Below are 21,592 nucleotides of genomic sequence, written 5' to 3' on the forward strand. Positions count from 1 at the left end.
TAAATGTCATTACCAGCTTATATGTATATTTATGATGAAAATGGACAGCTGATCAAAGGCAGTTGCATGGCGCTGGGCCGTGAGGGTGCAATTGAAATCATGAACAGCAGTTACGGTGTGTACCAAAACACATGCCGCAACACTGGTAAGCTGATGGGTTCGCGCGAACACAACGCTTTTACCCTGCACAAAGAGATTGATAAGACCTCGCCATATTTTGCAGTTGCAGTCTGCCAAAGTAAGCGGCTGCAAAAGGCAGTAATCCACTATTACGACATCAACGAGGCGGGTGTCGAATACGAGATTTACCGAATTACGCTTAACAACATCGTAATCATGTCCGTCAATGCTGCTCATGCTTATATGCCGGGTTCCCACATTCCGGGCATGATGGAAAATATCGCCATCACCTACTCAGGCATTGAGTGGTTTTATATCGAAGGGAATATCAAATACGACGATGACTGGAGCCACCCGGTTGGTTACAACCAGCAGCAGAGGTAAATCGAATTGGCAGGCAGATGTGCTGAAAATAAAGACCACTTAGCAGACTGCCTGCAATACTCGTCGCTATTCCCGAACACGCTTACTTGCAATACGAGCGTACTTGGTCATCAAATCAACGTAAATCAAACCAATAATGCAACAATTTTATAGACTTAAAAGCATAAGGTTACGTTCTTAGCGTACATTTCCGTACGGTTGGGCTTCAACCCCCATCAACACATCAGTTTTATAGCCTGCTATAGCCCATTGTCTTACGGTATCAAGGGCCTTGAGCCAGCGGCCTAAATCATTATTTCTGATTTTAGTTGTTCTCCGTGTATTTCCATTCCAAAGCATTTTTTGTACTTAAAATGGTTGTGGGCGGATCCGGTAACAATCTCCCGCCATCTTTATCACGGTAGCTATCATATGCATAGCGATAGACAGCACGCAGAACACTTGCCCATAAATCAGCCTGGACTTTACTGCCTTTTTCTTCACGCCTGAACAGGCCACCTAACCATATGCCATGCCCGGTAATGATCTGGTGTCTCGTTTCCACCATTTCACGCGTGATAGATGAAAGTTGAAGAGCCACTCAGTCACCAGAATAATTATTGATGGTGTCTTCATATTTTTCGCTGGTCGTTTTTTTATACGCCCAGCAGCCAACCGGGATTTGATGTACTCATCCAAAGCATCAGACAGCGTTACCGCCCGTTTTTTCTCTTCACGCCGCCGTTCGTTCGGTTTACGCCGTGTGGTAGCTACTTCACTTAAGGCGTATATGCCCGCTCTCTGGCCTGCTCAATAGTCATATCCGGGAACTTGCCCAACGTCACACGGTAAAATTTTCCGTCGCGCTTTCGGGACATACAAAAACTTTTGCTGCCACTGGACGTAACGCGCAGCCGCAACCCATTAACGACGCTATCAGCAGGCATCAGGAACGGGGAGTTCCATCAGCACGGCTTTGGTGAATCTGATTGTTCTCATAGGGCTTTCTTTTATGCTCCAGCAATCTTCCGGAGATAGCTCGGGGATACTTTACAGAGGGAAATACGGGTAATTGCAGGTCATTATCGGCTGTTTTAAAAATCAGTAATTGCCTGTTTTTAAATGAAAAATACGAATAGTTATTGATCTGGACACTAATTAACAATTGATGATTTTGCCAACAGTACACATAGCGCGATATACTAAAAATTCTCGCAGCAACTGAACGTTGAGCCTATGAAATACGATACATCCGAGCTTTGTGACATCTACCAGGAAGATGTCAACGTCGTGGAACCACTGTTCTCTAACTTTGGGGGGCGGTCGTCGTTTGGCGGACAAATCATTACGGTAAAATGTTTCGAGGACAACGGGTTGCTGTACGATCTGCTCGAACAAAATGGCCGTGGTCGCATTCTGCTGGTCGATGGCGGCGGTTCTGTCCGTCGTGCACTGGTTGATGCCGAACTGGCACGACTGGCGGTACAGAACGAATGGGAAGGTCTGGTCATCTACGGTTCAGTACGCCAGGTAGACGATCTGGAAGAACTGGATATCGGCATTCAGGCGATTGCCGCTATTCCGGTAGGCGCCGCAGGTGAAGGCATTGGGGAAAGCGATGTACGCGTCAACTTCGGTGGCGTGACGTTCTTCTCCGGCGACCACCTGTACGCCGACAATACCGGGATGATCCTCTCCGAAGACCCGCTCGATATCGAGTAATCGAAAAGGCACCGTAAGGTGCCTTTTTTATGCGTTCTCGCCAATCGCCGGATAGCGGCCTGCGCCTTATCCGGCCTACACGCAGAGCCGATTACGCGAGAGATTTCGTGTTGTAGCAAGGCGGCAAACGAAGATATCCCCAGGAGCGTAGTAAACTACGTGACTGGGGTAGCTGAGCACAGCCAACGCTGCTACGGCGCGAAAGATAAAGCGTAATTAGACTTCTTCCATACGGCCCAGGAGAGCATGCAGACGATCCTGCCAGCCGTTCTGCTGTTCTTTCAGGCTGTTGTTCTCACGCTCCAGCTCTTCACGCTGCTGCTGTGCAGACTGAACTTCCTGCGACAGTGAGTTGTTTTTTTCTTTCAGCTCTTCGATTTCCATCTGCAACAGCGTGATGGTATCAATCGCCTGCTGTACTTTTGCTTCCAGTTTCTCAAACACTTCTAATGACATCGTCATACCTCTCCTGAATTGCAAGGCGTTGATGGATAAAAATCCTCGTCCCGATAACGGTGACGCCTTAATAAAAACGCGCGTTCTCTACTTAGCACCGATTGTATGAAGCCGCGCCATCCCTGTCCAGCAGCATCCCGCGTAGATTGCGGTTTGCAACACTTTTAATCCTTGTCCTGGCGACAAACACCCTATAGCTCAAAAGTGTTAACATATTGGTTAATGAAATGATTCAGCTCACACTTATTATGTATTACAAATGCCTCGTTATGGCGCGAAAACGCTCATTTTGTTGATGCAGTACACACATTTCAATTTCGATATTTCTCGTTTTTGCTCGTTAACGATAAATTAACAGTGTGCCTACCGGCTCCGGGGATGTCAGTGACCTTCTCGCACACAATAAACATTAATCTCTCTTCAGGATCCGATTATGAGTCAAACATCAACCTTGAAAGGCCAGTGCATTGCTGAATTCCTCGGTACCGGGTTGTTGATTTTCTTCGGTGTGGGCTGTGTCGCTGCACTCAAAGTCGCTGGGGCGACTTTTGGGCAGTGGGAAATCAGTATCATCTGGGGTCTGGGGGTAGCGATGGCTATCTATCTGACGGCAGGCGTTTCTGGTGCACACCTGAATCCGGCGGTGACAATCGCACTTTGGCTGTTTGCCTGCTTTGATAAGCGTAAAGTCGTACCTTTTATCATTTCACAAATTGCCGGCGCCTTTTGCGCAGCGGCTTTGGTTTACGGGCTTTATTACAATCTTTTCATCGATTTCGAACAAACCAACCATATCGTGCGCGGCAGCGCTGAAAGCCTCAATCTGGCAGGGACATTCTCAACGTATCCAAACCCGCATATCAATTTTGTGCAGGCCTTCGCAGTTGAAATGGTCATTACCGCTATTCTGATGGGGCTGATTTTGGCACTGACCGACGATGGTAACGGTGTGCCGCGTGGTCCACTGGCACCGCTGCTGATCGGTTTATTGATTGCGGTTATTGGTGCCTCCATGGGACCACTGACCGGTTTTGCAATGAACCCGGCACGTGACTTCGGACCGAAACTCTTCGCCTGGATGGCTGGATGGGGTGAGATTGCCTTCACGGGCGGTCGCGATATTCCTTACTTCCTGGTACCGGTGTTTGGCCCGATTACCGGCGCGATTTTGGGCGCATGGGCATATCGCAAACTGATTGGTCGCCATTTGCCGTGCGATGTCTGCGCGATTGAAGAGAAAGACGTCGCGGCCAACACTCAACAAAAAGCTTCGCAGTAATGTGACTACGGGACAAAAATCATGACTGAAAAAAAATATATCGTTGCGCTCGACCAGGGCACTACCAGCTCCCGCGCGGTCGTAATGGACCACGATGCAAATATTGTTAGCGTTTCACAACGCGAATTCGAGCAAATCTACCCGAAAGCCGGTTGGGTAGAACACGACCCGATGGAAATTTGGGCGACTCAAAGCTCTACGCTGGTAGAAGTGCTGGCGAAAGCCGATATCAGTTCCGACGAAATTGCCGCGATCGGCATTACCAACCAGCGCGAAACCACCATCGTCTGGGAGCGTGAAACCGGTAAACCTATCTATAACGCCATTGTCTGGCAGTGTCGTCGTACCGCGGATATTTGCGAGAAACTTAAGCGCGACGGTATGGAAGACTACGTCCGTAACAACACCGGGCTGGTCATTGACCCGTACTTCTCTGGCACCAAAGTGAAGTGGATCCTCGACCACGTAGAGGGCTCGCGTGAGCGCGCTCGTCGCGGCGAACTGCTGTTTGGTACCGTGGACACCTGGCTTATCTGGAAAATGACTCAGGGGCGCGTACATGTAACGGATTACACCAACGCCTCACGTACCATGCTGTTCAACATCCATACCCTCGACTGGGACGACAAAATGCTGGACGCGCTGGACGTCCCGCGTGCCATGCTGCCGGAAGTGCGTCGTTCTTCTGAAGTCTACGGTCAGACCAACATTGGCGGTAAAGGCGGCACGCGTATTCCTATCTCGGGTATCGCGGGTGACCAGCAGGCCGCACTGTTCGGTCAGCTGTGCGTGAAAGAAGGGATGGCGAAAAACACCTACGGCACCGGCTGCTTCATGCTGATGAATACCGGCGAGAAAGCCGTGAAGTCTGAAAACGGGCTGCTGACCACCATCGCCTGCGGTCCGACCGGGGAAGTAAACTATGCGCTGGAAGGCGCGGTGTTTATGGCCGGCGCATCCATTCAGTGGCTGCGTGATGAAATGAAACTCATCAGCGATGCATTCGACTCCGAATACTTCGCCACCAAAGTGAAGGACACCAACGGTGTGTACGTCGTTCCGGCATTCACCGGTCTGGGTGCGCCGTACTGGGACCCGTATGCGCGTGGTGCCATCTTCGGCCTGACCCGTGGCGTTAACTCCAACCACATCATCCGTGCAACGCTTGAGTCTATCGCTTATCAGACCCGTGACGTGCTGGAAGCAATGCAGGCCGACTCCGGTATTCGTCTGCACGCGCTGCGTGTCGACGGTGGCGCGGTCGCCAACAACTTCCTGATGCAGTTCCAGTCCGACATTCTTGGCACCCGCGTTGAGCGCCCGGAAGTCCGTGAAGTGACTGCACTGGGTGCCGCATACCTGGCAGGTCTGGCCGTTGGCTTCTGGCAAAACCTGGATGAACTGCAGGAAAAAGCGGTCATCGAGCGTGAATTCCGCCCAGGCATCGAAACCACCGAACGTAACTTCCGTTACAGCGGCTGGAAAAAAGCGGTTAAACGCGCCCTGGCGTGGGAAGACCACGAAGAGTAACCCGTCATTGCCGGATGGCACGGCCTACTGATACGAATCTGACGTAGGCCGGATAAGACGCGTTAGCGTCGCCATCCGGCAATATCTTCGTGCGGGGCAATCCCGCACACACATCAATAATCCCGCCCTCTCCCCTGTGCTACACTTCGCGCCATTCCTTTCTGCTACGAGTTTGCAATGAGACGAGAACTTGCCATTGAATTTTCACGCGTAACCGAAGCGGCAGCGCTGGCTGGCTATAAATGGCTGGGACGCGGCGATAAAAATACCGCCGACGGCGCAGCGGTGCACGCCATGCGTATTATGCTCAACCAGGTCAATATTGACGGCACCATCGTGATTGGCGAAGGTGAAATTGATGAAGCGCCGATGCTGTTTATCGGTGAGAAAGTCGGTACCGGTCACGGCGATGCCGTAGACATTGCGGTCGACCCTATCGAAGGTACGCGCATGACGGCAATGGGCCAGGCGAATGCGCTGGCGGTCCTCGCAGTTGGTGACAAAGGCTGTTTCCTCAACGCGCCAGATATGTACATGGAGAAGTTGATTGTCGGCCCTGGAGCCAAAGGGGCTATCGACCTGAACCTGCCGCTGGAAACAAACCTACGTAATGTCGCCGCCGCACTCAACAAGCCGCTCGGCGATCTGACCGTGACGATTCTGGCCAAACCTCGCCACGATGAGGTGATCGCAGAGATGGCGAAGCTTGGCGTTCGCGTGTTCGCCATTCCCGATGGTGACGTCGCAGCCTCCATTCTGACCTGTATGCCAGACAGCGAAGTTGACGTGCTGTACGGCATTGGCGGCGCACCGGAAGGTGTCGTTTCTGCCGCCGTCATCCGCGCGCTGGACGGCGACATGCAGGGTCGTTTGCTGGCACGTCATGACGTCAAAGGCGACAGCGAAGAAAACCGCCGTATCGGCGAACAGGAACTGGCCCGCTGCCAGGCGATGGGCATTGAAGCCGGTAAAGCGCTGCGTCTGGACGAAATGGCACGTAGCGATAACGTTATCTTCTCCGCCACCGGGATCACCAAAGGTGATCTGTTGGATGGAATCAGCCGTAAGGGAAATATCGCCACCACCGAAACGCTGCTGATCCGCGGCAAGTCGCGCACGATCCGTCGTATTCAATCCATCCACTACCTTGATCGCAAAGATCCTGATGTGCAGGCGCATATCCTGTAACAAATTTGTTTGATTGAGCCTTCCAGTCCTTCGGGGCTGGAAATCTTTCGTGCAACGAACGAAGATAAGGCAATCAAAGCAGACAGGAGGACACCATGGCAGATTGGGTAACAGGCAAAGTCACTAAGGTACAGAACTGGACCGACGCCCTGTTTAGTTTGACCGTGCGCGCGCCGGTTCTCCCCTTCACTGCGGGTCAGTTCACCAAGCTTGGTCTGGAGATCGACGGCGAACGCGTCCAGCGCGCCTATTCCTACGTGAATGCACCAGACAACCCCGATTTAGAGTTTTATCTGGTGACAGTGCCTGACGGGAAGCTGAGTCCACGTCTGGCCGCGCTAAAACCTGGCGATGACGTACAGGTGGTCAGTGAAGCCGCGGGTTTCTTTGTGCTGGATGAAGTCCCCGATTGCGATACGCTGTGGATGCTGGCAACCGGCACGGCGATCGGCCCGTACTTATCCATTCTGCAACTGGGCAAAGATGTCGATCGCTTTAAAAATCTGGTGCTGGTCCATGCTGCCCGTTATGCCGCCGATTTAAGCTACCTGCCGCTGATGCAGGCGCTGGAAAAGCGTTACGAAGGGAAATTACGTATTCAGACCGTCGTCAGCCGTGAAACAGCTGCAGGTTCGCTTACTGGCCGCGTTCCCGCACTGATTGAAAGCGGTGAGCTGGAAAAAGCAGTCGGTCTGCCGATGGATACCGCCACCAGCCATGTGATGCTCTGTGGGAACCCACAGATGGTACGCGATACCCAGCAGTTGCTGAAAGATACCCGGCAGATGACCAAACACCTGCGTCGCCGACCGGGCCATATGACCGCTGAGCATTACTGGTAAGGGTGTTTGCCTGAAGTCACTTTTGCCGGATGGTGGCTTCGCCTTATCCAGCCTACGGGTGACACTTTCGCCATCTGGCATGGTATTCACGCTTTGTACTTCACGTCCTGCGTATCCTTACCAAACTTATTCTCGCCCTGGGTGCCAACAAACGCGCCCAGGTCAATCAGCATGCCGACCAGAATCAACGTGGGGACAAAGCGTCCGACGACCCACGGCAAGACGCTGGGTAACATCGTCCAATTTCCTGCCAGCAGCATCCACGCCAGAATCATCAATAGCGCCCATGCGCCAGAGCGTCCCCGGTCATGCAGGCGTTTTACCGTCACCGCCGCTGTCGGCCATAACAAGCACACCAGGCAAAAAGCCGCTGTCTGAATATCGAGAAGTTTTTTACTCGCCAGCGAGAACAGAACCAGCATACCGACAATCCAGAGGCCGACCCAAATCCAGAAATCACGGCGTCCAATACGCCCTTTAATTGAGAATAACCACTGCTGTATGGTCATGTAAGTTCCTTTATTATTACCTTCAAGAACAGCTTACCCTTTTGACAAGCCCGACGGTTTTGCTCTATGGATTTCGAGTGGTGGGAAGGCGGCAAGTGAATGAGTCCCGATGAGCTTACTCAAGTAAGTGATTCGGGTGAATGAACGCAGCTAACGCACCTGCCACTTGAAAGACGACGAGTATATCGTTTTAATCGTGGTCAGTCATAATGAAAGGTACGATTGATGAAGCAAGGATTTACTCTGTTTTTATTATTGTTTTCAGCCCTGTCCGCAAGCCCTGTGGCTCGGGCGGAAGCGCCCTCGACGGCAACCACTGCCCCCTATCTGCTGGCGGGCGCGCCGACGTTTGATCTGTCGATCAGCCAATTTCGTGAAAACTTTAATACGCAGAATCCGAAGCTTGCATTAAATGAATTCCGCGCCATCGACAGCAGCCGCGATAAGGCAAATCTCACCCGAGCAGCCAGTAAAATCAATGAAAACCTGTATGCGTCATCAGCCCTTGAGCGCGGGACATTGAAAATTAAAAGCATGCAGATAACCTGGCTGCCGATCCAGGGGCCGGAACAAAAGGCCGCCAAAGCCAAAGCGCTGGAGTACATGAGTGCCGTCATCCGCACCGTAGCCCCCTTACTGACCAAAGAACAAAGTCAGAAAAAACTGCAAAAATTGCTCACCGCAGGCAAAAGTAAGCATTACTACGCAGAAACCGAGGGTGCAATTCGCTATGTCGTGGCAGATAACGGCGAAAAAGGGCTGACCTTCGCTGTTGAACCGATTAAGCTGGCGCTATCTGAAAATCTCGAAGGGTCGAATAAATGACAAAAAGCAAAGCCTTCATGATGATCAATCTCTATATCCTAAATAATTCGAGTTACAGGAAGGCTGCAAGGGAGTGAATCCCCAGGAGCTTACTAAAGTAAGTGACTGGGGTGAATGAGCGCAGCCAACGCACCTGTAACTTGAAGTATGACGGGTATATACTGTTTCACAGACCATGCTGCCCATACGGGCGGCCATCTTCCTTAATTCGCTGACAAGCGTGGAGAAATGAAATGCGACATCCTTTAGTGATGGGTAACTGGAAACTGAACGGCAGCCGCCACATGGTAAACGAACTGGTTGCTAACCTGCGTAAAGAACTGGCTGGCGTTGCTGGCTGTGCAGTAGCAATCGCTCCACCGGAAATGTATATCGACCTGGCGAACCACGCCGCTGCCGGTAGCCACATCATCCTGGGCGCGCAGAACGTTGACCTGAACCTGTCTGGCGCATTCACCGGTGAAACCAGCGCTGAAATGCTGAAAGATATCGGCGCGAAATACATCATTATCGGTCACTCTGAGCGTCGTACTTACCACAAAGAGTCTGACGAACTGATCGCTAAAAAATTCGCCGTGCTGAAAGAGCAGGGTCTGACGCCGGTTCTGTGCATCGGTGAAACCGAAGCAGAAAACGAAGCGGGCAAAACTGAAGAAGTGTGCGCACGTCAGATCGACGCAGTACTGAAGACTCAGGGCGCAGAAGCATTCGAAGGCGTGGTTATCGCTTACGAACCTGTATGGGCTATCGGTACCGGCAAATCTGCAACTCCGGCACAGGCTCAGGCTGTTCACAAATTCATCCGTGACCATATTGCTAAAGCTGACGCAAAAATCGCTGAACAAGTTATCATCCAGTACGGCGGTTCTGTAAACGCAGCTAACGCGGCAGAACTGTTCGCGCAGCCGGACATCGACGGCGCGCTGGTGGGTGGTGCTTCTCTGAAAGCCGACGCCTTCGCCGTGATCGTTAAGGCAGCTGAAGCCGCTAAACAGGCTTAAGTTGTTGTAAGGGGGGGCATTGCCCCCCTTGTCATCTCCGCGTTACCAATATCCCAGCCAGTGCCACCAGAAGGCACCCGTTACCCCCCAGATAGTCAGGTTGGCCACACTCATCACCAGCCCTGTTTTCCACCACTCAGCCAGCGTAACGTAACCCGAGCCAAAAATGATGGGCGCAGTACCTGTGCCGTAGTGCGTGAGCGACATCATCAACGAGGATGAGAATCCCAGCATCAGGCCAAGCAGCGCCGGAGGCGCACCAAGACCTAATCCCGCCGCGAAGAACGCCGCGAACATCGCCGTAATATGCGCGGTAGTGCTGGCAAAAAAGTAGTGCGAATAGACGTAAAGCAGAACCAGCAGCAGTGTGGCGATACTCCAGTGAACGCCGAGATGATCGATGGCACTTCCGACGCTGGTCGCCAGCCAGCCGACCAGGCCCAGTTTGCTCAGGAAGTCCGCCATCATTACCAGCGCAGCAAACCAGACTATCGTATCCCATGCCCCACGGCATTTGAGAATATCATCCCAGCTGAGTACCCCGGTCACTAACAAAATTGATAAGCCGATTAACGCCGCGCTGGTGGGGTTGACGGTCCAGGCACTGCCCATGATCATCGCAGGAACACCCGCCCACAGGCAGAGCAGCAAAACGAAAACCGCGAGGGTGATTTTCTCTGCCAGCGCAAGCGGGCCAAGCGCATCGAGCTTTTGCCGGGCGAACTGCGGCGCGTTCGGCGTGCGGGTAATGGCCGGCGGGTAGAGCCACCAGATAATAATGGGCATCACGATCAGTGAGACGACCGCAGGCAGAAGCGCAGCGATGGCCCACATTCCCCAGGTCATATTCAGTACTCCATCCGTCCCTTTGGTCAAAAAGCTGACAATCAATGGGTTAGGCGCGGTTGCAGTAATAAACATCGCCGAGGTGATCGGGTTAATGTTGTAGTTCACCAGCGCCAGATAGCGGCCGGTAGAACCGTTTTCCTTATCTCCTGGCTGAGACCCGAGGCTTTCGGCAATCGCCCGCATGACCGGGTGAATAATCCCACCACCGCGCGCGGTATTGCTTGGGGTTACAGGGGCTATCAGCGTTTCCGCCAGGGTTAACGCCCAGGCAATACCCAGCGTCCGTTTGCCAAACAGGGCAATAAATCCATAGCCAATGCGCGCGCCCAGCCCCGTTTTCAACAGGCTTTGCGACAGCATGATGGAGATACCGATCAACCAGATCAGTTGGTTAGAGAAACCGCTCAGCGCATCACTCAGCGCCGCAGTCGGTTTACCAGGGTGAGTGACGCCGGTCATTGCCACCAGCATAATCGCTACAATCGCGATAGCGCCAATAGGCATGGCTTTGCCAATGATGGCCGCGATAGTGCCAATAAACAGCGCCAGCAGATGCCACGCTTCGGGAGTAACGTCAGGAGGGCAAGGGATAACAAACCAGATAGTCAGGGTAATCACGATCGAGATAATGGCAGGCCAACAGCGTATAGGGGTCAATCTGTCCATGAGTCAATCCTTGAGTTTCCAGCACGCAAGTATGCACATCGATATTACCCGGTATCGACATACAGAATGCGATTCACCTTCTCAATACATAAATTTTTACGATTACAAGACGTTATAGCTTCCCCAGTACGCTAAACCACAGATAATCCAGCGGCAGCAGAACCAGATACGTTGCCATAGCCAGCGTAATGCACAGCAGCATTCCTGCCCGTGCAGGCACTTTGCCTAGCGCCATCGCCACCACAATTGGTGATGCCTGATACGGCAGCAACGGAGTGGAATAGCCCAGCACCTGAATCATAATCACCGACAGCAGCGGAAACCCGGTCGCATCGGCAAAGCTCTGTGCCAGCGTGGTATACAGCGCCGGAACGCCGTTGGCGGTCATAATAAAATTGAGCGCCGTGGTAATACCGGTTAACGCCAGAAAGCTGGTAAAGGGTTTATCCGCGTTCAGCGGCATCACCTGTAGCAACGCCTCCCCCACCGCGCTACCGATGCCGGTTTGCGTCACGGTGATCGCCAGCCCCAGGATCCCCGCCACGTAAATACAGGTGCGGATGTTCACCCCGCTGGAAAACTCATCCCCGTTAATAAAGCCTACCCGTGGCAACAGCGTAATGATTGCCGCCACCAGCCCGGTCCAGGCCGGACCAATACCGTGCCAGCTTTCGCTGACCCACATCAGCAACACCACCGCTAACATCCAGGCCAGCCGTTTTTCATCGCGACTCATCGGCGCAGGTGGCGTCACATCCATAGGGGCATGGGGCTTGCCGGGGAACAGCCAGCAGATCAGTCCAACCAGCAGCGCGCCTTTTAGCCAGCCGAGGACCGGCGTATGCAGCAGTAAATAAGGTAAATAATTCAGATGGATACCGTAAGAACCTTCCGTTGCGCCGCTCATCACCAGATTCGGTACGTTGGCGGGTAGGATGGTAGCGGAAAGCTGGAACGTCCCAAAACCCACGGCTAACGCCAGACCGTACCAGGCACGGGTGCCGTCGACAATGCCAGCGCGTTTCGCCATCGCCGCGACAATCGGCATCAGCAGCGCAATACGCCCCATATTGGACGGCATCACAAACGCCAGCGCATAGCTCAGCAGCACCACGCTTGCGACCATTAACGGCCAGGAATCGGTCAGCCGGGACGACAACGCCCGCGCCGCCCTGTCCGCCAGTCCCGTTTTACGTATCGCGATGCCCAACACGAAACCACTGAAAACCAGCCAGAACGCCGACGAAGCAAAGCCGCCAAAAATCACCTCCGGTGGGGCGATTTTCGCCACCATTGCGACAGAGAAGAAAATCAGCGCCGTAATGAACTCCGGCAAAAGCGATGTGGCCCAGAGCAGGATGGTGATGCCAACCACCAGTGAAGGGATAAACAGAGGGTGCGTAAGCCAGAGCGACATGCCTGTCTCCTGTTGTTTTTTTCAACAAGAATACGGGGACAGGCAGAGCGAGTAAACGCCAGAATAGGTGGGTTACTGCAGGATCTGACACTGATGATCCTGAATCTCCTCGGCGGACGCGAGATTCAGCGACAGCAAATCACGTTGGGTCGCCAGCAGGACAAAGGACTCATCGCTCTGACGTACCATCGCCAGCGCATAGCGCCCCATATGATCACGCGCATCCGGCACCTCTTCTGCCAGCATCATAAACGGGCTGCGCTGTGCCAGTTCGTTTTCCGTCACGCGGCGCGCCAGATACTCGTGCCCACGTAATCCCCCCGGCAAAGGCAGCCAGCGGGTGCTGATTTTCGCCAGATTGTCATCCAGTTGCGTTCTAACGTCAGGACGCAGGCAAGAGATATGAATGTGGAAATGGTTTTGCGTGCGGCCAGACGGCGAGTTGATCGTGAGTGATACCGCTTTATCAGGAATTTCCTGGCCGTATTTTTGGCTCATAAAACCGCGCGCTTGCCAGGCGAGCCAGAAAAAATTCGGCGTGCCTGATTGCAACAGCAGCGGGCTTTCCGTGCCGTTAATGCGGTAAGTGGACATCAATAAGTATTGCAGAGGGCCGTTACGGTCTTTGAACACCACATACCCGGCATCCGGTTTCACCTCCGCACACGGCGCAGGGTTATGCCGTTGCAGCTGGTTCGGCAGGCATTGCTCAAGAACAATCTGGCGTAATGCATCCGGGTTACCGTTGAGTTTCCAGTAACCTATGCCCGCAGCGGCAGCGATAATCATCACCACCAGTAAAAAATAGCCTGCTTTTTTCATTACGCGTTTCCTGTATCCCATTGAAGGGTAAGCGTAACGTAAAATGATGACAAATAAAAAAGCCCGGTCGCGTTATGCCACCGGGCCTGCAAACACATCTGCGTTAGCGTTTACTGATTTGGTCAAACGTACCGCCGTTAGAGAAGTGCTCTTTCTGCGCTTTGGTCCAGCCACCAAACTCGTCGTCGATGGTGAACAACTTCAGCTTCGGAAAGGCATTTTCGTATTTCTTCGCCACGTCAGCATCACGCGGGCGGTAATAGTTTTTCGCTGCAATTTCCTGACCTTGCGGAGAATAGAGATACTTCAGGTAGGCTTCGGCCACCACTTTGCTGTCTTTCTTTTCTACCACTTTGTCAACAATAGACACGGTCGGTTCTGCGAGAATAGATTCGCTTGGCGTGACGATCTCGAACTTGTCTTTACCCAGTTCGTTCGTCGCCAGCAGCGCTTCGTTTTCCCATGCGATCAGCACATCACCAATTCCGCGTTCAACAAAGGTATTGGTAGAGCCGCGCGCGCCGGAATCCAGCACTTCCACGTTTTTAAACAGAGCTTTGACGAAGTCCTGAGCTTTGGCCTGATCGTTGTTGTTGTGGTGCAGGGCGTAACCCCATGCCGCCAGATAGTTCCAGCGTGCCCCGCCGGAGCTTTTCGGGTTTGGCGTAATGACTGACACGCCCGGTTTAACCAGATCGTTCCAGTCATGAATCTGCTTTGGATTGCCTTTGCGCACCAGGAAGACGATGGTGGAGGTGTAAGGTGCAGAGTTGTCCGGCAGGCGTTTAATCCAGTTTTTATCGATACGGCCACGCTCAGCAATGGCGTCCACGTCATAGGCCAACGCCAGGGTAACCACATCGGCTTCGATACCGTTGATGACGGATGTCGCCTGTTTACCGGAGCCACCATGTGACTGGCGGATCACCACGTTATCGCCCGTTTCCTGTTTCCAGTGCGCCGCGAAGGCTTTGTTGTACTGTTCGTACAGCTCACGCGTTGGATCGTACGATACGTTAAGTAACTGAATATCCTTTGCCAGAACGCTGGTCGATGCCAGCAATAATGTTAACCCTACGCCCCATTTGTTCATCGCCCAGCTCTCTTATGTAATGTAGTGATGAGCAGAGCGTGCCAGAAAGCGGTCCAAACTTTAAAGAATAAAAAAAGATTTGCTATAACTTCGGGGAATAAATCTGAGGGGTTGCCGGATGGCGGCTAGCGCCTTATCCGGCCTACACGTATCTGCAACCTGTAGGCCTGATAAGCGTAGCGCCATCAGGCGCGCAAAAACAATCAGTACAATCTTTTCGCGCAGTCCAGCCAGTCACCTTTGAACGGACGCTTCATATTCTCGATAGCGTCGATGATGTCGTGGTGAACCAACTGTTCGTTCTGAATACCGACGCAGCGACCGCCATGACCTTCCAGCAGCAGATCAATGGCATATGCCCCCATACGGGATGCCAGAATACGGTCGTAAGGCACCGGGGAACCACCACGCTGGATGTGACCCAGTACGGTTGAGCGCGTTTCACGGCCGGTTTCTTTCTCGATGTAGTGCGCCAGTTCATCAACGTCACACATGTGCTCGGTGATCGCCACAATCGCGTGCTTCTTACCTTTGGCGATGCCAGCTTTGATTTCAGCGACCAGATCGTCACGGCTGAATTCAACTTCCGGAACGACGACGAATTCGCAGCCACCGGCAATTGCTGCCGCCAGAGTCAGGTCACCACAGTAGCGCCCCATCACTTCAACGATGGAGATACGCTGGTGAGAAGAAGAGGTATCACGCAGACGGTCAATCGCTTCTACCACGGTACCCAATGCGGTGAAGTAGCCGATAGTGTAGTCGGTGCCTTTAATATCGTTGTCGATAGTACCTGGCAAGCCAATGCACGGGAAACCCATTTCAGTCAGACGTTTTGCACCCAAGTAGGAACCGTCACCACCGATAACAACCAGGGCGTCAATTCCACGCTTCTTCAGGTTTTCAATAGCCACAGCGCGCACGTTTTCGTCGCGGAATTCCGGGAAGCGAGCAGAACCGAGGAAAGTACCGCCACGGTTGATCATGTCGGACACGCTATAACGGTCGAGCTGAACCATACGGTCTTCATACAAACCCAGGTAGCCATCATGGATCCCCATGACTTCCAGTCCTTCCGTCAACGCTGCACGTACAACACCACGGATTGCTGCGTTCATGCCCGGCGCATCACCGCCGCTTGTCAACACACCGATTTTCTTAATCATGACTACCTCTGAACTTTGGAATGCAAAATGAAATCTGCTGCCGGAAGTCGATTCCGCATATCGAAACGATCCAACGAATATGCAGATAGTATAACAATCACTTCCTGCTGAATTGATTCAGGTCAGGCCAAACGGTGGTAATTTATACACAAAATGCTGGCCCTGCTCACTTTTTTACAACGAATTATGAAAGCTCAAACATCTTGCCTTCCTTGGGTACGACTGAACAGGGATCCTGATGAATAATCACATCCGATCCCGGGAAACGCCGCAAAATCGCCTGCTCAACCTGTTCAGCCACTAAATGCGCCTGAACGAGCGGCAGATTATCTTCCATTTCCAAATGAATCTGAATAAAGCGGGTCGGCCCTGACTGCCGCGTGCGAAGATCGTGAGCGCCGCTGACTCCTGGCCATGACGTCACTATATCAATAATTTCCTGACGTTCTTCATCGGGCAAGGCGCGATCCAGCAAGGATTGCACCGCCTCGTAGCCCATACGCAATGCGCTATATAGAATATAGATGCCAATCCCGAGCGCAAACAAGGCATCTGCACGATGCCAACCGTACCAGGCCAGACCAAGCGCGACGAGAATAGCGCCGTTCATCATAACATCAGACTGATAATGAAGCATATCTGCCCGAACGGCCTGACTTTGCGTACGCTTAACGACCCAACGCTGAAACGTGACCAGTATGATAGTACAAATTAACGCAATGACGGTGACGATTACCCCGACGCCCGGATCTTTCATCGGCGTCGGTTGAACAAGATGCTGAATGCCGGTCAAAAATAAGAACAGCGCCGAGCCAGAAATAAACATACTTTGCGCCAGCGCCGCCAGCGATTCTGCTTTCCCGTGCCCGAACGTGTGTTCATCATCGGCTGGCTGTAAGGAATAGCGCACCACCAGCAAATTGGTTAACGACGCGGCAATATCGACCAAAGAGTCCACCAGTGCAGCCAGAATACTCACCGACCCGGTGTACCACCACGCAAAAATTTTGATCAAAAGTAACAGCGAAGCCATCACGGTCGCCGCGATAGCCGCCCGGCTCACCAGCCGCCCATAAGTTTGATTCATAAGCACTCCCATCAGGATATGCCGCTAGTATAACGGATGAACTAAAACAGTCAGGCAATAAGAAAGTGTCAAATTTTGGGCAAAAAAAACCCCCACATCATGTGGGGGAAGACAGGGATGGTGTCTATGGCAAGGAAAACAGGGTTACTACTGGGAACGTGAGTTGCTACTACTCAATAAATTCAACGATGAGCTTTTTTGCCATTGCGCGACATCGCGCAGCTGCTCCATTCGTTGTTCATGTTTCTCATTTAAAACCGCTTGCTGCTCGGGCGTTAACAGGCGATACATCTGGTTGCGGACCTTGGCGATTTCAACCTGGCGGGCAACCTGCTGTTGTGCCATCTTTTCTGCCTGAGCGCACACAGCGCTTTCATCAAAATTCTCTGCGGTGACAAGACGATGCATTGTCTCCATTTCGCTAACATTAACAGGAGGCTGCTCATGTCTGGCCTGCTGCATTAAATCTCGCATCTGTTGACGTTGATGTTCGGTTAAACTGATACCGTCAAACATGTGGCTCTGCGCATTACGTTGCGAAGAGCTTTCACCCAGGTGCCAGTGATCGCTTGTGACGACTTCAGCTGCATGGCTAAACGTACTGAGTGCCAGCGTTGAGGCCATGACGGCAGCGGTAACTTTGCCCATCACTTGCTCCCAAAATCTTTTCTGTCGCGATTCAACGAGAGACAGTTTACGATTCGGGCTGCAAACATGCGTCAGGGGGTGTAAAACAACGTAAAGTCATAGATTAGCGCCGCCTGATGTCGTAATTTCTGCCTCGGAGGTACGTAAAAAATGAATAAAATACTGCTAGTTGATGATGACCGAGAGCTGACATCCCTGTTAAAGGAGCTGCTCGAAATGGAAGGTTTCGATGTGCTGGTTGCCCATGATGGGGAGCAGGCACTGGAGCTTCTGGATGACAGCATCGATTTACTTTTGCTCGACGTCATGATGCCGAAGAAAAACGGCATTGATACACTGAAAGCACTTCGCCAGACACACCAGACCCCCGTAATCATGCTGACCGCCCGCGGCAGCGAACTGGATCGCGTACTCGGCCTTGAGCTGGGCGCGGACGATTATTTACCCAAACCGTTTAACGACCGCGAACTGGTCGCGCGTATCCGCGCCATTCTGCGCCGCTCCCACTGGAGCGAACAGCAGCAGAACAGCGATAACGGCTCGCCGACGCTGGAAGTGGATGCGTTAAGCCTCAATCCGGGTCGCCAGGAAGCCAGCTTTGACGGGCAAACCCTGGAGTTAACCGGTACCGAATTCACCCTGCTGTATTTGCTGGCGCAGCATCTCGGCCAGGTGGTTTCTCGTGAACATTTAAGCCAGGAAGTGCTGGGCAAACGCCTGACACCGTTCGATCGTGCTATCGACATGCATATCTCGAACCTGCGTCGTAAGCTGCCGGAGCGTAAAGACGGGCACCCGTGGTTTAAAACCCTGCGCGGTCGCGGCTATCTGATGGTCTCCGCTTCATGATAGGAAGTTTAACCGCACGCATCTTTGCCATCTTCTGGTTAACGCTGGCACTGGTGCTGATGCTGGTGCTGATGTTACCCAAGCTCGACTCACGCCAGATGACCGAGCTACTGGATAGCGAACAGCGTCAGGGGTTGATGATTGAGCAGCACGTTGAAGCTGAACTGGCGAACGATCCGCCCAACGATTTGATGTGGTGGCGTCGCTTGTTTCGTGCGATAGACAAGTGGGCGCCGCCGGGACAGCGGTTATTACTTGTTACCACCGAAGGACGCGTGATCGGCGCAGAACGCAACGAAATGCAGATCATTCGTAACTTTATTGGTCAGGCCGATAACGCCGATCATCCGCAAAAGAAAAAATACGGTCGTGTTGAAATGGTTGGGCCTTTCTCCGTCAGAGATGGCGAAGATAACTACCAGCTGTACCTCATTCGGCCTGCCAGCAGTTCACAATCTGACTTCATCAACCTGCTGTTTGACCGACCGCTGTTACTGCTGATCGTGACCATGTTAGTCAGCTCTCCGTTGCTGCTTTGGCTGGCCTGGAGTCTGGCAAAACCGGCACGTAAGCTGAAAAATGCGGCGGATGAAGTGGCACAGGGTAACCTGCGTCAGCATCCCGAACTGGAAGCCGGCCCGCAAGAATTCCTGGCGGCAGGAGCCAGCTTTAACCAGATGGTGACGGCGCTGGAACGCATGATGACCTCACAGCAACGCCTGCTGTCGGACATCTCTCACGAGTTGAGAACGCCGTTAACGCGTCTGCAACTGGGGACCGCGCTGCTGCGCCGTCGTAGCGGCGAGAGCAAAGAGCTGGAGCGTATTGAAATGGAAGCGCATCGACTGGACAGCATGATCAACGATCTGCTGGTCATGTCGCGCAATCAGCAGAAAAACGCGCTGGTCAGTGAAACCGTGAAGGCGAATCACCTGTGGGGTGACGTGCTGGATAACGCCGCCTTTGAAGCCGAGCAGATGGGCAAATCGTTCACAGTTAACTTCCCGCCAGGGCCGTGGCCGCTGTACGGTAACCCGAATACGCTGGAAAGTGCGCTGGAGAACATTGTTCGCAACGCCCTGCGCTACTCACACACCAGGATTGAAGTGGGCTTCGCGGTGGATAAAGACGGGATTACCATCACCGTGGACGATGATGGTCCGGGCGTGAGCCCTGAAGACAGAGAACAGATTTTCCGTCCGTTCTATCGTACCGATGAAGCGCGCGATCGCGAATCTGGCGGTACCGGTCTGGGCCTGGCAATTGTTGAAACCGCTATTCAGCAGCATCGTGGCTGGGTCAAGGCCGAAGACAGCCCATTGGGTGGTCTGCGCCTGGTGCTCTGGCTGCCGCTGTATAAACGTGCGTAATTGTGCCTGTTGCGCCGGATGACGATGCTAACGCATCTTATCCGGCCTACAGGTTCAATAATCGCCTTATTTTCCCCACAATCTCCGCGAATTATCTTCGATCTTGCCGCTTAAGCGCCGTTTCTGCATGGTTCTGGTCCAGCTCTTTGACAGCCCCGCCGCCGACAGCAAACGGTGATACTGGTCGTCATCAAACGGCATATGCCAGGCAATGGCGATGGCCTCTTGCACGCTAACGTCACTCACACGAGACGCCAGTACCAGCGGCGCATCCGCCGATACCATGCCGGGTGCGATAACGCTGCACAACCAGCCGGTCTTGCCCGCATCCTGCATCTGGCTTGCCATGTCGCTAATAGCAAAATGAAAATTCAGCTTAAAACACGGCGAGCGTGGCTGTGTGACCTGAATCAGCGCCTCACCCCACTGGAAGATATCACCAATAAAAACATTCTCTTCCGTCATGCCCTGCGTTGACAGGTTCTCGCCAAAAGCGGGCGCAACGAACAACTCTGCCTGTTCAGGAAAAGCCTGTCGCCAGTGTAGGTAGTGTTCACGCGGATAGTGGCACAGCGCGCGGTCCGGCCCACCGTGAATTTTCGTTTCTGCCTGTTCATCCCCTGCCAACCCTAATTCGGTCAGCATCAGCTCGCCATCGACCTGAACTTTCGCAATCGCACTGGGGCGGCTTCCCGTGTAATCCCGAATCTTGCCTGCAAATACATCAACCGGATATCGCATCTGTTCCCTCTCCCGATAACTTTTCCCCATTACACCCTATTTATTCTACCCTATTCGCTCAAAATGAGAGCACGGTTGGTGTGAAACGTAGGGACACATGCTATCAATGTAAGTTGGTTTTGAAACAACATTTCAATTAAGGAGTCGACAACGTGACGGGTCAATCGCAATTTGCTGGCGTCTGGTGTCCTTCCATTACGCCAATGGACAATGACGGCAAGATCGATTTCAACGGTCTGAGCCAGCATCTCAAACGCCTTACCGAGGCACAGATCGACGTTATTTTGCTGATGGGAAGCATTGGGGAATTTGCCTCCTTTACGCTCGCCGAAAGGCTGCAGTTGATCCGTGAAGCCCGAGCTATGAGCTCGCTGAAGATGGTCGCCAACGTCTCATCCACCTGCCAGAATGATGTGCTACTGATGGCGCAGGAAGCGTATCACGCGGGATACGATGCCGTCATGATCCTGCCACCTTACTATTACGGACAAACGGCAACGCAGCTGCTGAGCTACTTCCGCCAGTTAGGGCAACAACTCAGCGGTCAATGGTTTGCCTATAACTTCCCGGCCCGTACCGGCTGTGATTTAACACCTGAGCTGGTTGCTACCCTGGCCGGGGAATTCCCGAACTTCGCCGGTATCAAAGACACTGTGGACTGCCAGTCCCATACCCGCAGTATGATTCAGACCACCCGCGCTGTACGCAAAGATTTTGCCGTACTCTCCGGCTACGACGAATATTACATCCCCAATCTGCTGGCAGGCGGCGCGGGGATTATTTCTGGCCTAAATAACGTGATGCCTGAGCTGTTTGTCCACGCACGCGAGGCGTTTAAACAGGGCGACCTGGCGGCGTTGCGTGATATTCAGGATAAGATTGGCACGTACATGTCCATCTACGCTATTGGCGAGGATTTTGTCACCACCATTAAAACCGTGGTGTCGCGTAAGTTTGGCTATTGCACCGGCGTTTCGCGTAATGCAGGTGGGGAGTTAAACGAGGACCAATGCCGAATAATTGATGAGGTGTTTGGGCGTTAATATTAC

At 52.9% G+C, this 21,592-nt stretch carries 23 protein-coding genes; 11 read left to right on the top strand and 12 right to left on the bottom strand.

Translation table 11 applies throughout. The annotated features are described in order from the left end of the window. Window positions 1-3 precede the first annotated feature (3 nt). On the top strand, window positions 4-504 hold the full coding sequence (locus tag FDW98_RS20995) for a type VI secretion system tube protein TssD (RefSeq protein WP_096758818.1): 501 nt from the start codon (window positions 4-6) through the stop codon (window positions 502-504). A 304-nt stretch (window positions 505-808) separates the two neighbouring features. On the opposite strand, the gene FDW98_RS23720 is transcribed toward FDW98_RS20995, so the two are convergent. Both FDW98_RS23720 and FDW98_RS23725 read right to left on the bottom strand, forming a co-directional pair. Further along, the gene (locus FDW98_RS23720) at window positions 809-1,084 is read right to left on the bottom strand and encodes a hypothetical protein (protein WP_226794588.1); all 276 of its coding nucleotides are present in this window, start codon (window positions 1,082-1,084) and stop codon (window positions 809-811) included. A gap of 178 nt (window positions 1,085-1,262) precedes the next feature. After that, window positions 1,263-1,430, bottom strand: coding sequence for an Arm DNA-binding domain-containing protein (locus FDW98_RS23725; protein ID WP_226794590.1), 168 nt, complete (start codon window positions 1,428-1,430; stop codon window positions 1,263-1,265). Window positions 1,431-1,719: 289 nt separating this feature from the next. Here FDW98_RS23725 and rraA point away from each other — a divergent pair, with 289 nt between their 5' ends. Next, on the top strand, window positions 1,720-2,205 hold the full coding sequence (rraA, locus tag FDW98_RS21005; protein WP_096758819.1) for a ribonuclease E activity regulator RraA: 486 nt from the start codon (window positions 1,720-1,722) through the stop codon (window positions 2,203-2,205). A gap of 216 nt (window positions 2,206-2,421) precedes the next feature. Here rraA and zapB read toward each other — a convergent pair whose 3' ends face one another. Then, window positions 2,422-2,667: a septal ring assembly protein ZapB gene (gene zapB / locus FDW98_RS21010; RefSeq protein ID WP_005121725.1), complete on the bottom strand. Its 246-nt coding sequence runs from the start codon at window positions 2,665-2,667 to the stop codon at window positions 2,422-2,424. 427 nt (window positions 2,668-3,094) lie between these two features. On the opposite strand from zapB, the gene FDW98_RS21015 reads away from it, so the two are divergent. The 4 genes from FDW98_RS21015 (at window position 3,095) to fpr (ending at window position 7,500) form a co-directional block, all read left to right on the top strand. Continuing rightward, window positions 3,095-3,940 (top strand): MIP/aquaporin family protein, encoded by an 846-nt coding sequence (locus FDW98_RS21015; protein WP_096758820.1) that lies wholly within the window; start codon window positions 3,095-3,097, stop codon window positions 3,938-3,940. A 21-nt stretch (window positions 3,941-3,961) separates the two neighbouring features. Beyond that, window positions 3,962-5,470, top strand: coding sequence for a glycerol kinase GlpK (gene glpK, locus FDW98_RS21020; RefSeq protein WP_096758821.1), 1,509 nt, complete (start codon window positions 3,962-3,964; stop codon window positions 5,468-5,470). A gap of 177 nt (window positions 5,471-5,647) precedes the next feature. Then, entirely contained in the window at window positions 5,648-6,658 is a 1,011-nt protein-coding gene (gene glpX, locus FDW98_RS21025; RefSeq protein ID WP_096758822.1) for a class II fructose-bisphosphatase, read from the top strand. 95 nt (window positions 6,659-6,753) lie between these two features. Beyond that, the gene (fpr, locus tag FDW98_RS21030) at window positions 6,754-7,500 is read left to right on the top strand and encodes a ferredoxin--NADP(+) reductase (protein WP_096758823.1); all 747 of its coding nucleotides are present in this window, start codon (window positions 6,754-6,756) and stop codon (window positions 7,498-7,500) included. An 86-nt stretch (window positions 7,501-7,586) separates the two neighbouring features. Here fpr and FDW98_RS21035 read toward each other — a convergent pair whose 3' ends face one another. After that, complete coding sequence (locus FDW98_RS21035; RefSeq protein WP_096758824.1) at window positions 7,587-8,009, bottom strand: DUF805 domain-containing protein; 423 nt, start codon at window positions 8,007-8,009, stop codon at window positions 7,587-7,589. Between the two features lie 225 nt (window positions 8,010-8,234). Between FDW98_RS21035 and FDW98_RS21040 the strand changes: the two genes are divergently transcribed. Then, a complete protein-coding gene (locus FDW98_RS21040; RefSeq protein ID WP_096758825.1) occupies window positions 8,235-8,834 on the top strand; it encodes a YiiQ family protein in 600 nt (199 codons plus the stop codon). 233 nt (window positions 8,835-9,067) lie between these two features. Then, entirely contained in the window at window positions 9,068-9,835 is a 768-nt protein-coding gene (gene tpiA, locus FDW98_RS21045) for a triose-phosphate isomerase (protein WP_096758826.1), read from the top strand. A 42-nt stretch (window positions 9,836-9,877) separates the two neighbouring features. Here the strand turns inward: tpiA and FDW98_RS21050 are convergent, their stop codons facing one another. The 7 genes from FDW98_RS21050 to cpxP form a co-directional block, all read right to left on the bottom strand. After that, window positions 9,878-11,350 carry a DASS family sodium-coupled anion symporter gene (locus FDW98_RS21050; RefSeq protein ID WP_096758827.1) on the bottom strand — a complete coding sequence of 491 codons (1,473 nt, stop codon included), beginning with the start codon at window positions 11,348-11,350 and terminating at the stop codon, window positions 9,878-9,880. 112 nt (window positions 11,351-11,462) lie between these two features. Beyond that, complete coding sequence (locus FDW98_RS21055) at window positions 11,463-12,767, bottom strand: SLC13 family permease (protein WP_096758828.1); 1,305 nt, start codon at window positions 12,765-12,767, stop codon at window positions 11,463-11,465. A 72-nt stretch (window positions 12,768-12,839) separates the two neighbouring features. Then, window positions 12,840-13,589 (bottom strand): CDP-diacylglycerol diphosphatase, encoded by a 750-nt coding sequence (locus tag FDW98_RS21060; RefSeq protein WP_096758829.1) that lies wholly within the window; start codon window positions 13,587-13,589, stop codon window positions 12,840-12,842. Window positions 13,590-13,692: 103 nt separating this feature from the next. Next, window positions 13,693-14,682: a sulfate/thiosulfate ABC transporter substrate-binding protein Sbp gene (gene sbp, locus FDW98_RS21065; protein WP_096758830.1), complete on the bottom strand. Its 990-nt coding sequence runs from the start codon at window positions 14,680-14,682 to the stop codon at window positions 13,693-13,695. A 203-nt stretch (window positions 14,683-14,885) separates the two neighbouring features. Next, window positions 14,886-15,848: a 6-phosphofructokinase gene (pfkA, locus tag FDW98_RS21070; RefSeq protein ID WP_096758831.1), complete on the bottom strand. Its 963-nt coding sequence runs from the start codon at window positions 15,846-15,848 to the stop codon at window positions 14,886-14,888. A gap of 184 nt (window positions 15,849-16,032) precedes the next feature. Beyond that, window positions 16,033-16,935, bottom strand: a complete 903-nt coding sequence (gene fieF / locus FDW98_RS21075; RefSeq protein ID WP_096758832.1) for a CDF family cation-efflux transporter FieF — start codon at window positions 16,933-16,935, stop codon at window positions 16,033-16,035. Between the two features lie 147 nt (window positions 16,936-17,082). Continuing rightward, the gene (cpxP, locus tag FDW98_RS21080; protein WP_137398952.1) at window positions 17,083-17,583 is read right to left on the bottom strand and encodes a cell-envelope stress modulator CpxP; all 501 of its coding nucleotides are present in this window, start codon (window positions 17,581-17,583) and stop codon (window positions 17,083-17,085) included. A 150-nt stretch (window positions 17,584-17,733) separates the two neighbouring features. Between cpxP and cpxR the strand changes: the two genes are divergently transcribed. Both cpxR and cpxA read left to right on the top strand, forming a co-directional pair. Then, on the top strand, window positions 17,734-18,432 hold the full coding sequence (gene cpxR / locus FDW98_RS21085) for an envelope stress response regulator transcription factor CpxR (protein WP_005121756.1): 699 nt from the start codon (window positions 17,734-17,736) through the stop codon (window positions 18,430-18,432). Further along, window positions 18,429-19,802: an envelope stress sensor histidine kinase CpxA gene (cpxA, locus tag FDW98_RS21090; protein ID WP_096758834.1), complete on the top strand. Its 1,374-nt coding sequence runs from the start codon at window positions 18,429-18,431 to the stop codon at window positions 19,800-19,802. Before cpxR ends, cpxA begins: the two co-directional genes overlap by 4 nt. Before the next feature lie 66 nt (window positions 19,803-19,868). Here the strand turns inward: cpxA and yiiM are convergent, their stop codons facing one another. Then, the gene (gene yiiM / locus FDW98_RS21095; protein ID WP_096758835.1) at window positions 19,869-20,543 is read right to left on the bottom strand and encodes a 6-hydroxyaminopurine reductase; all 675 of its coding nucleotides are present in this window, start codon (window positions 20,541-20,543) and stop codon (window positions 19,869-19,871) included. Between the two features lie 152 nt (window positions 20,544-20,695). Between yiiM and FDW98_RS21100 the strand changes: the two genes are divergently transcribed. Next, a complete protein-coding gene (locus FDW98_RS21100; protein WP_096758836.1) occupies window positions 20,696-21,586 on the top strand; it encodes a dihydrodipicolinate synthase family protein in 891 nt (296 codons plus the stop codon). Window positions 21,587-21,592 lie beyond the last annotated feature (6 nt).

Source organism: Citrobacter sp. wls711, from assembly GCF_005281055.1.
GTDB classification, from domain to species: domain Bacteria; phylum Pseudomonadota; class Gammaproteobacteria; order Enterobacterales; family Enterobacteriaceae; genus Citrobacter; species Citrobacter gillenii.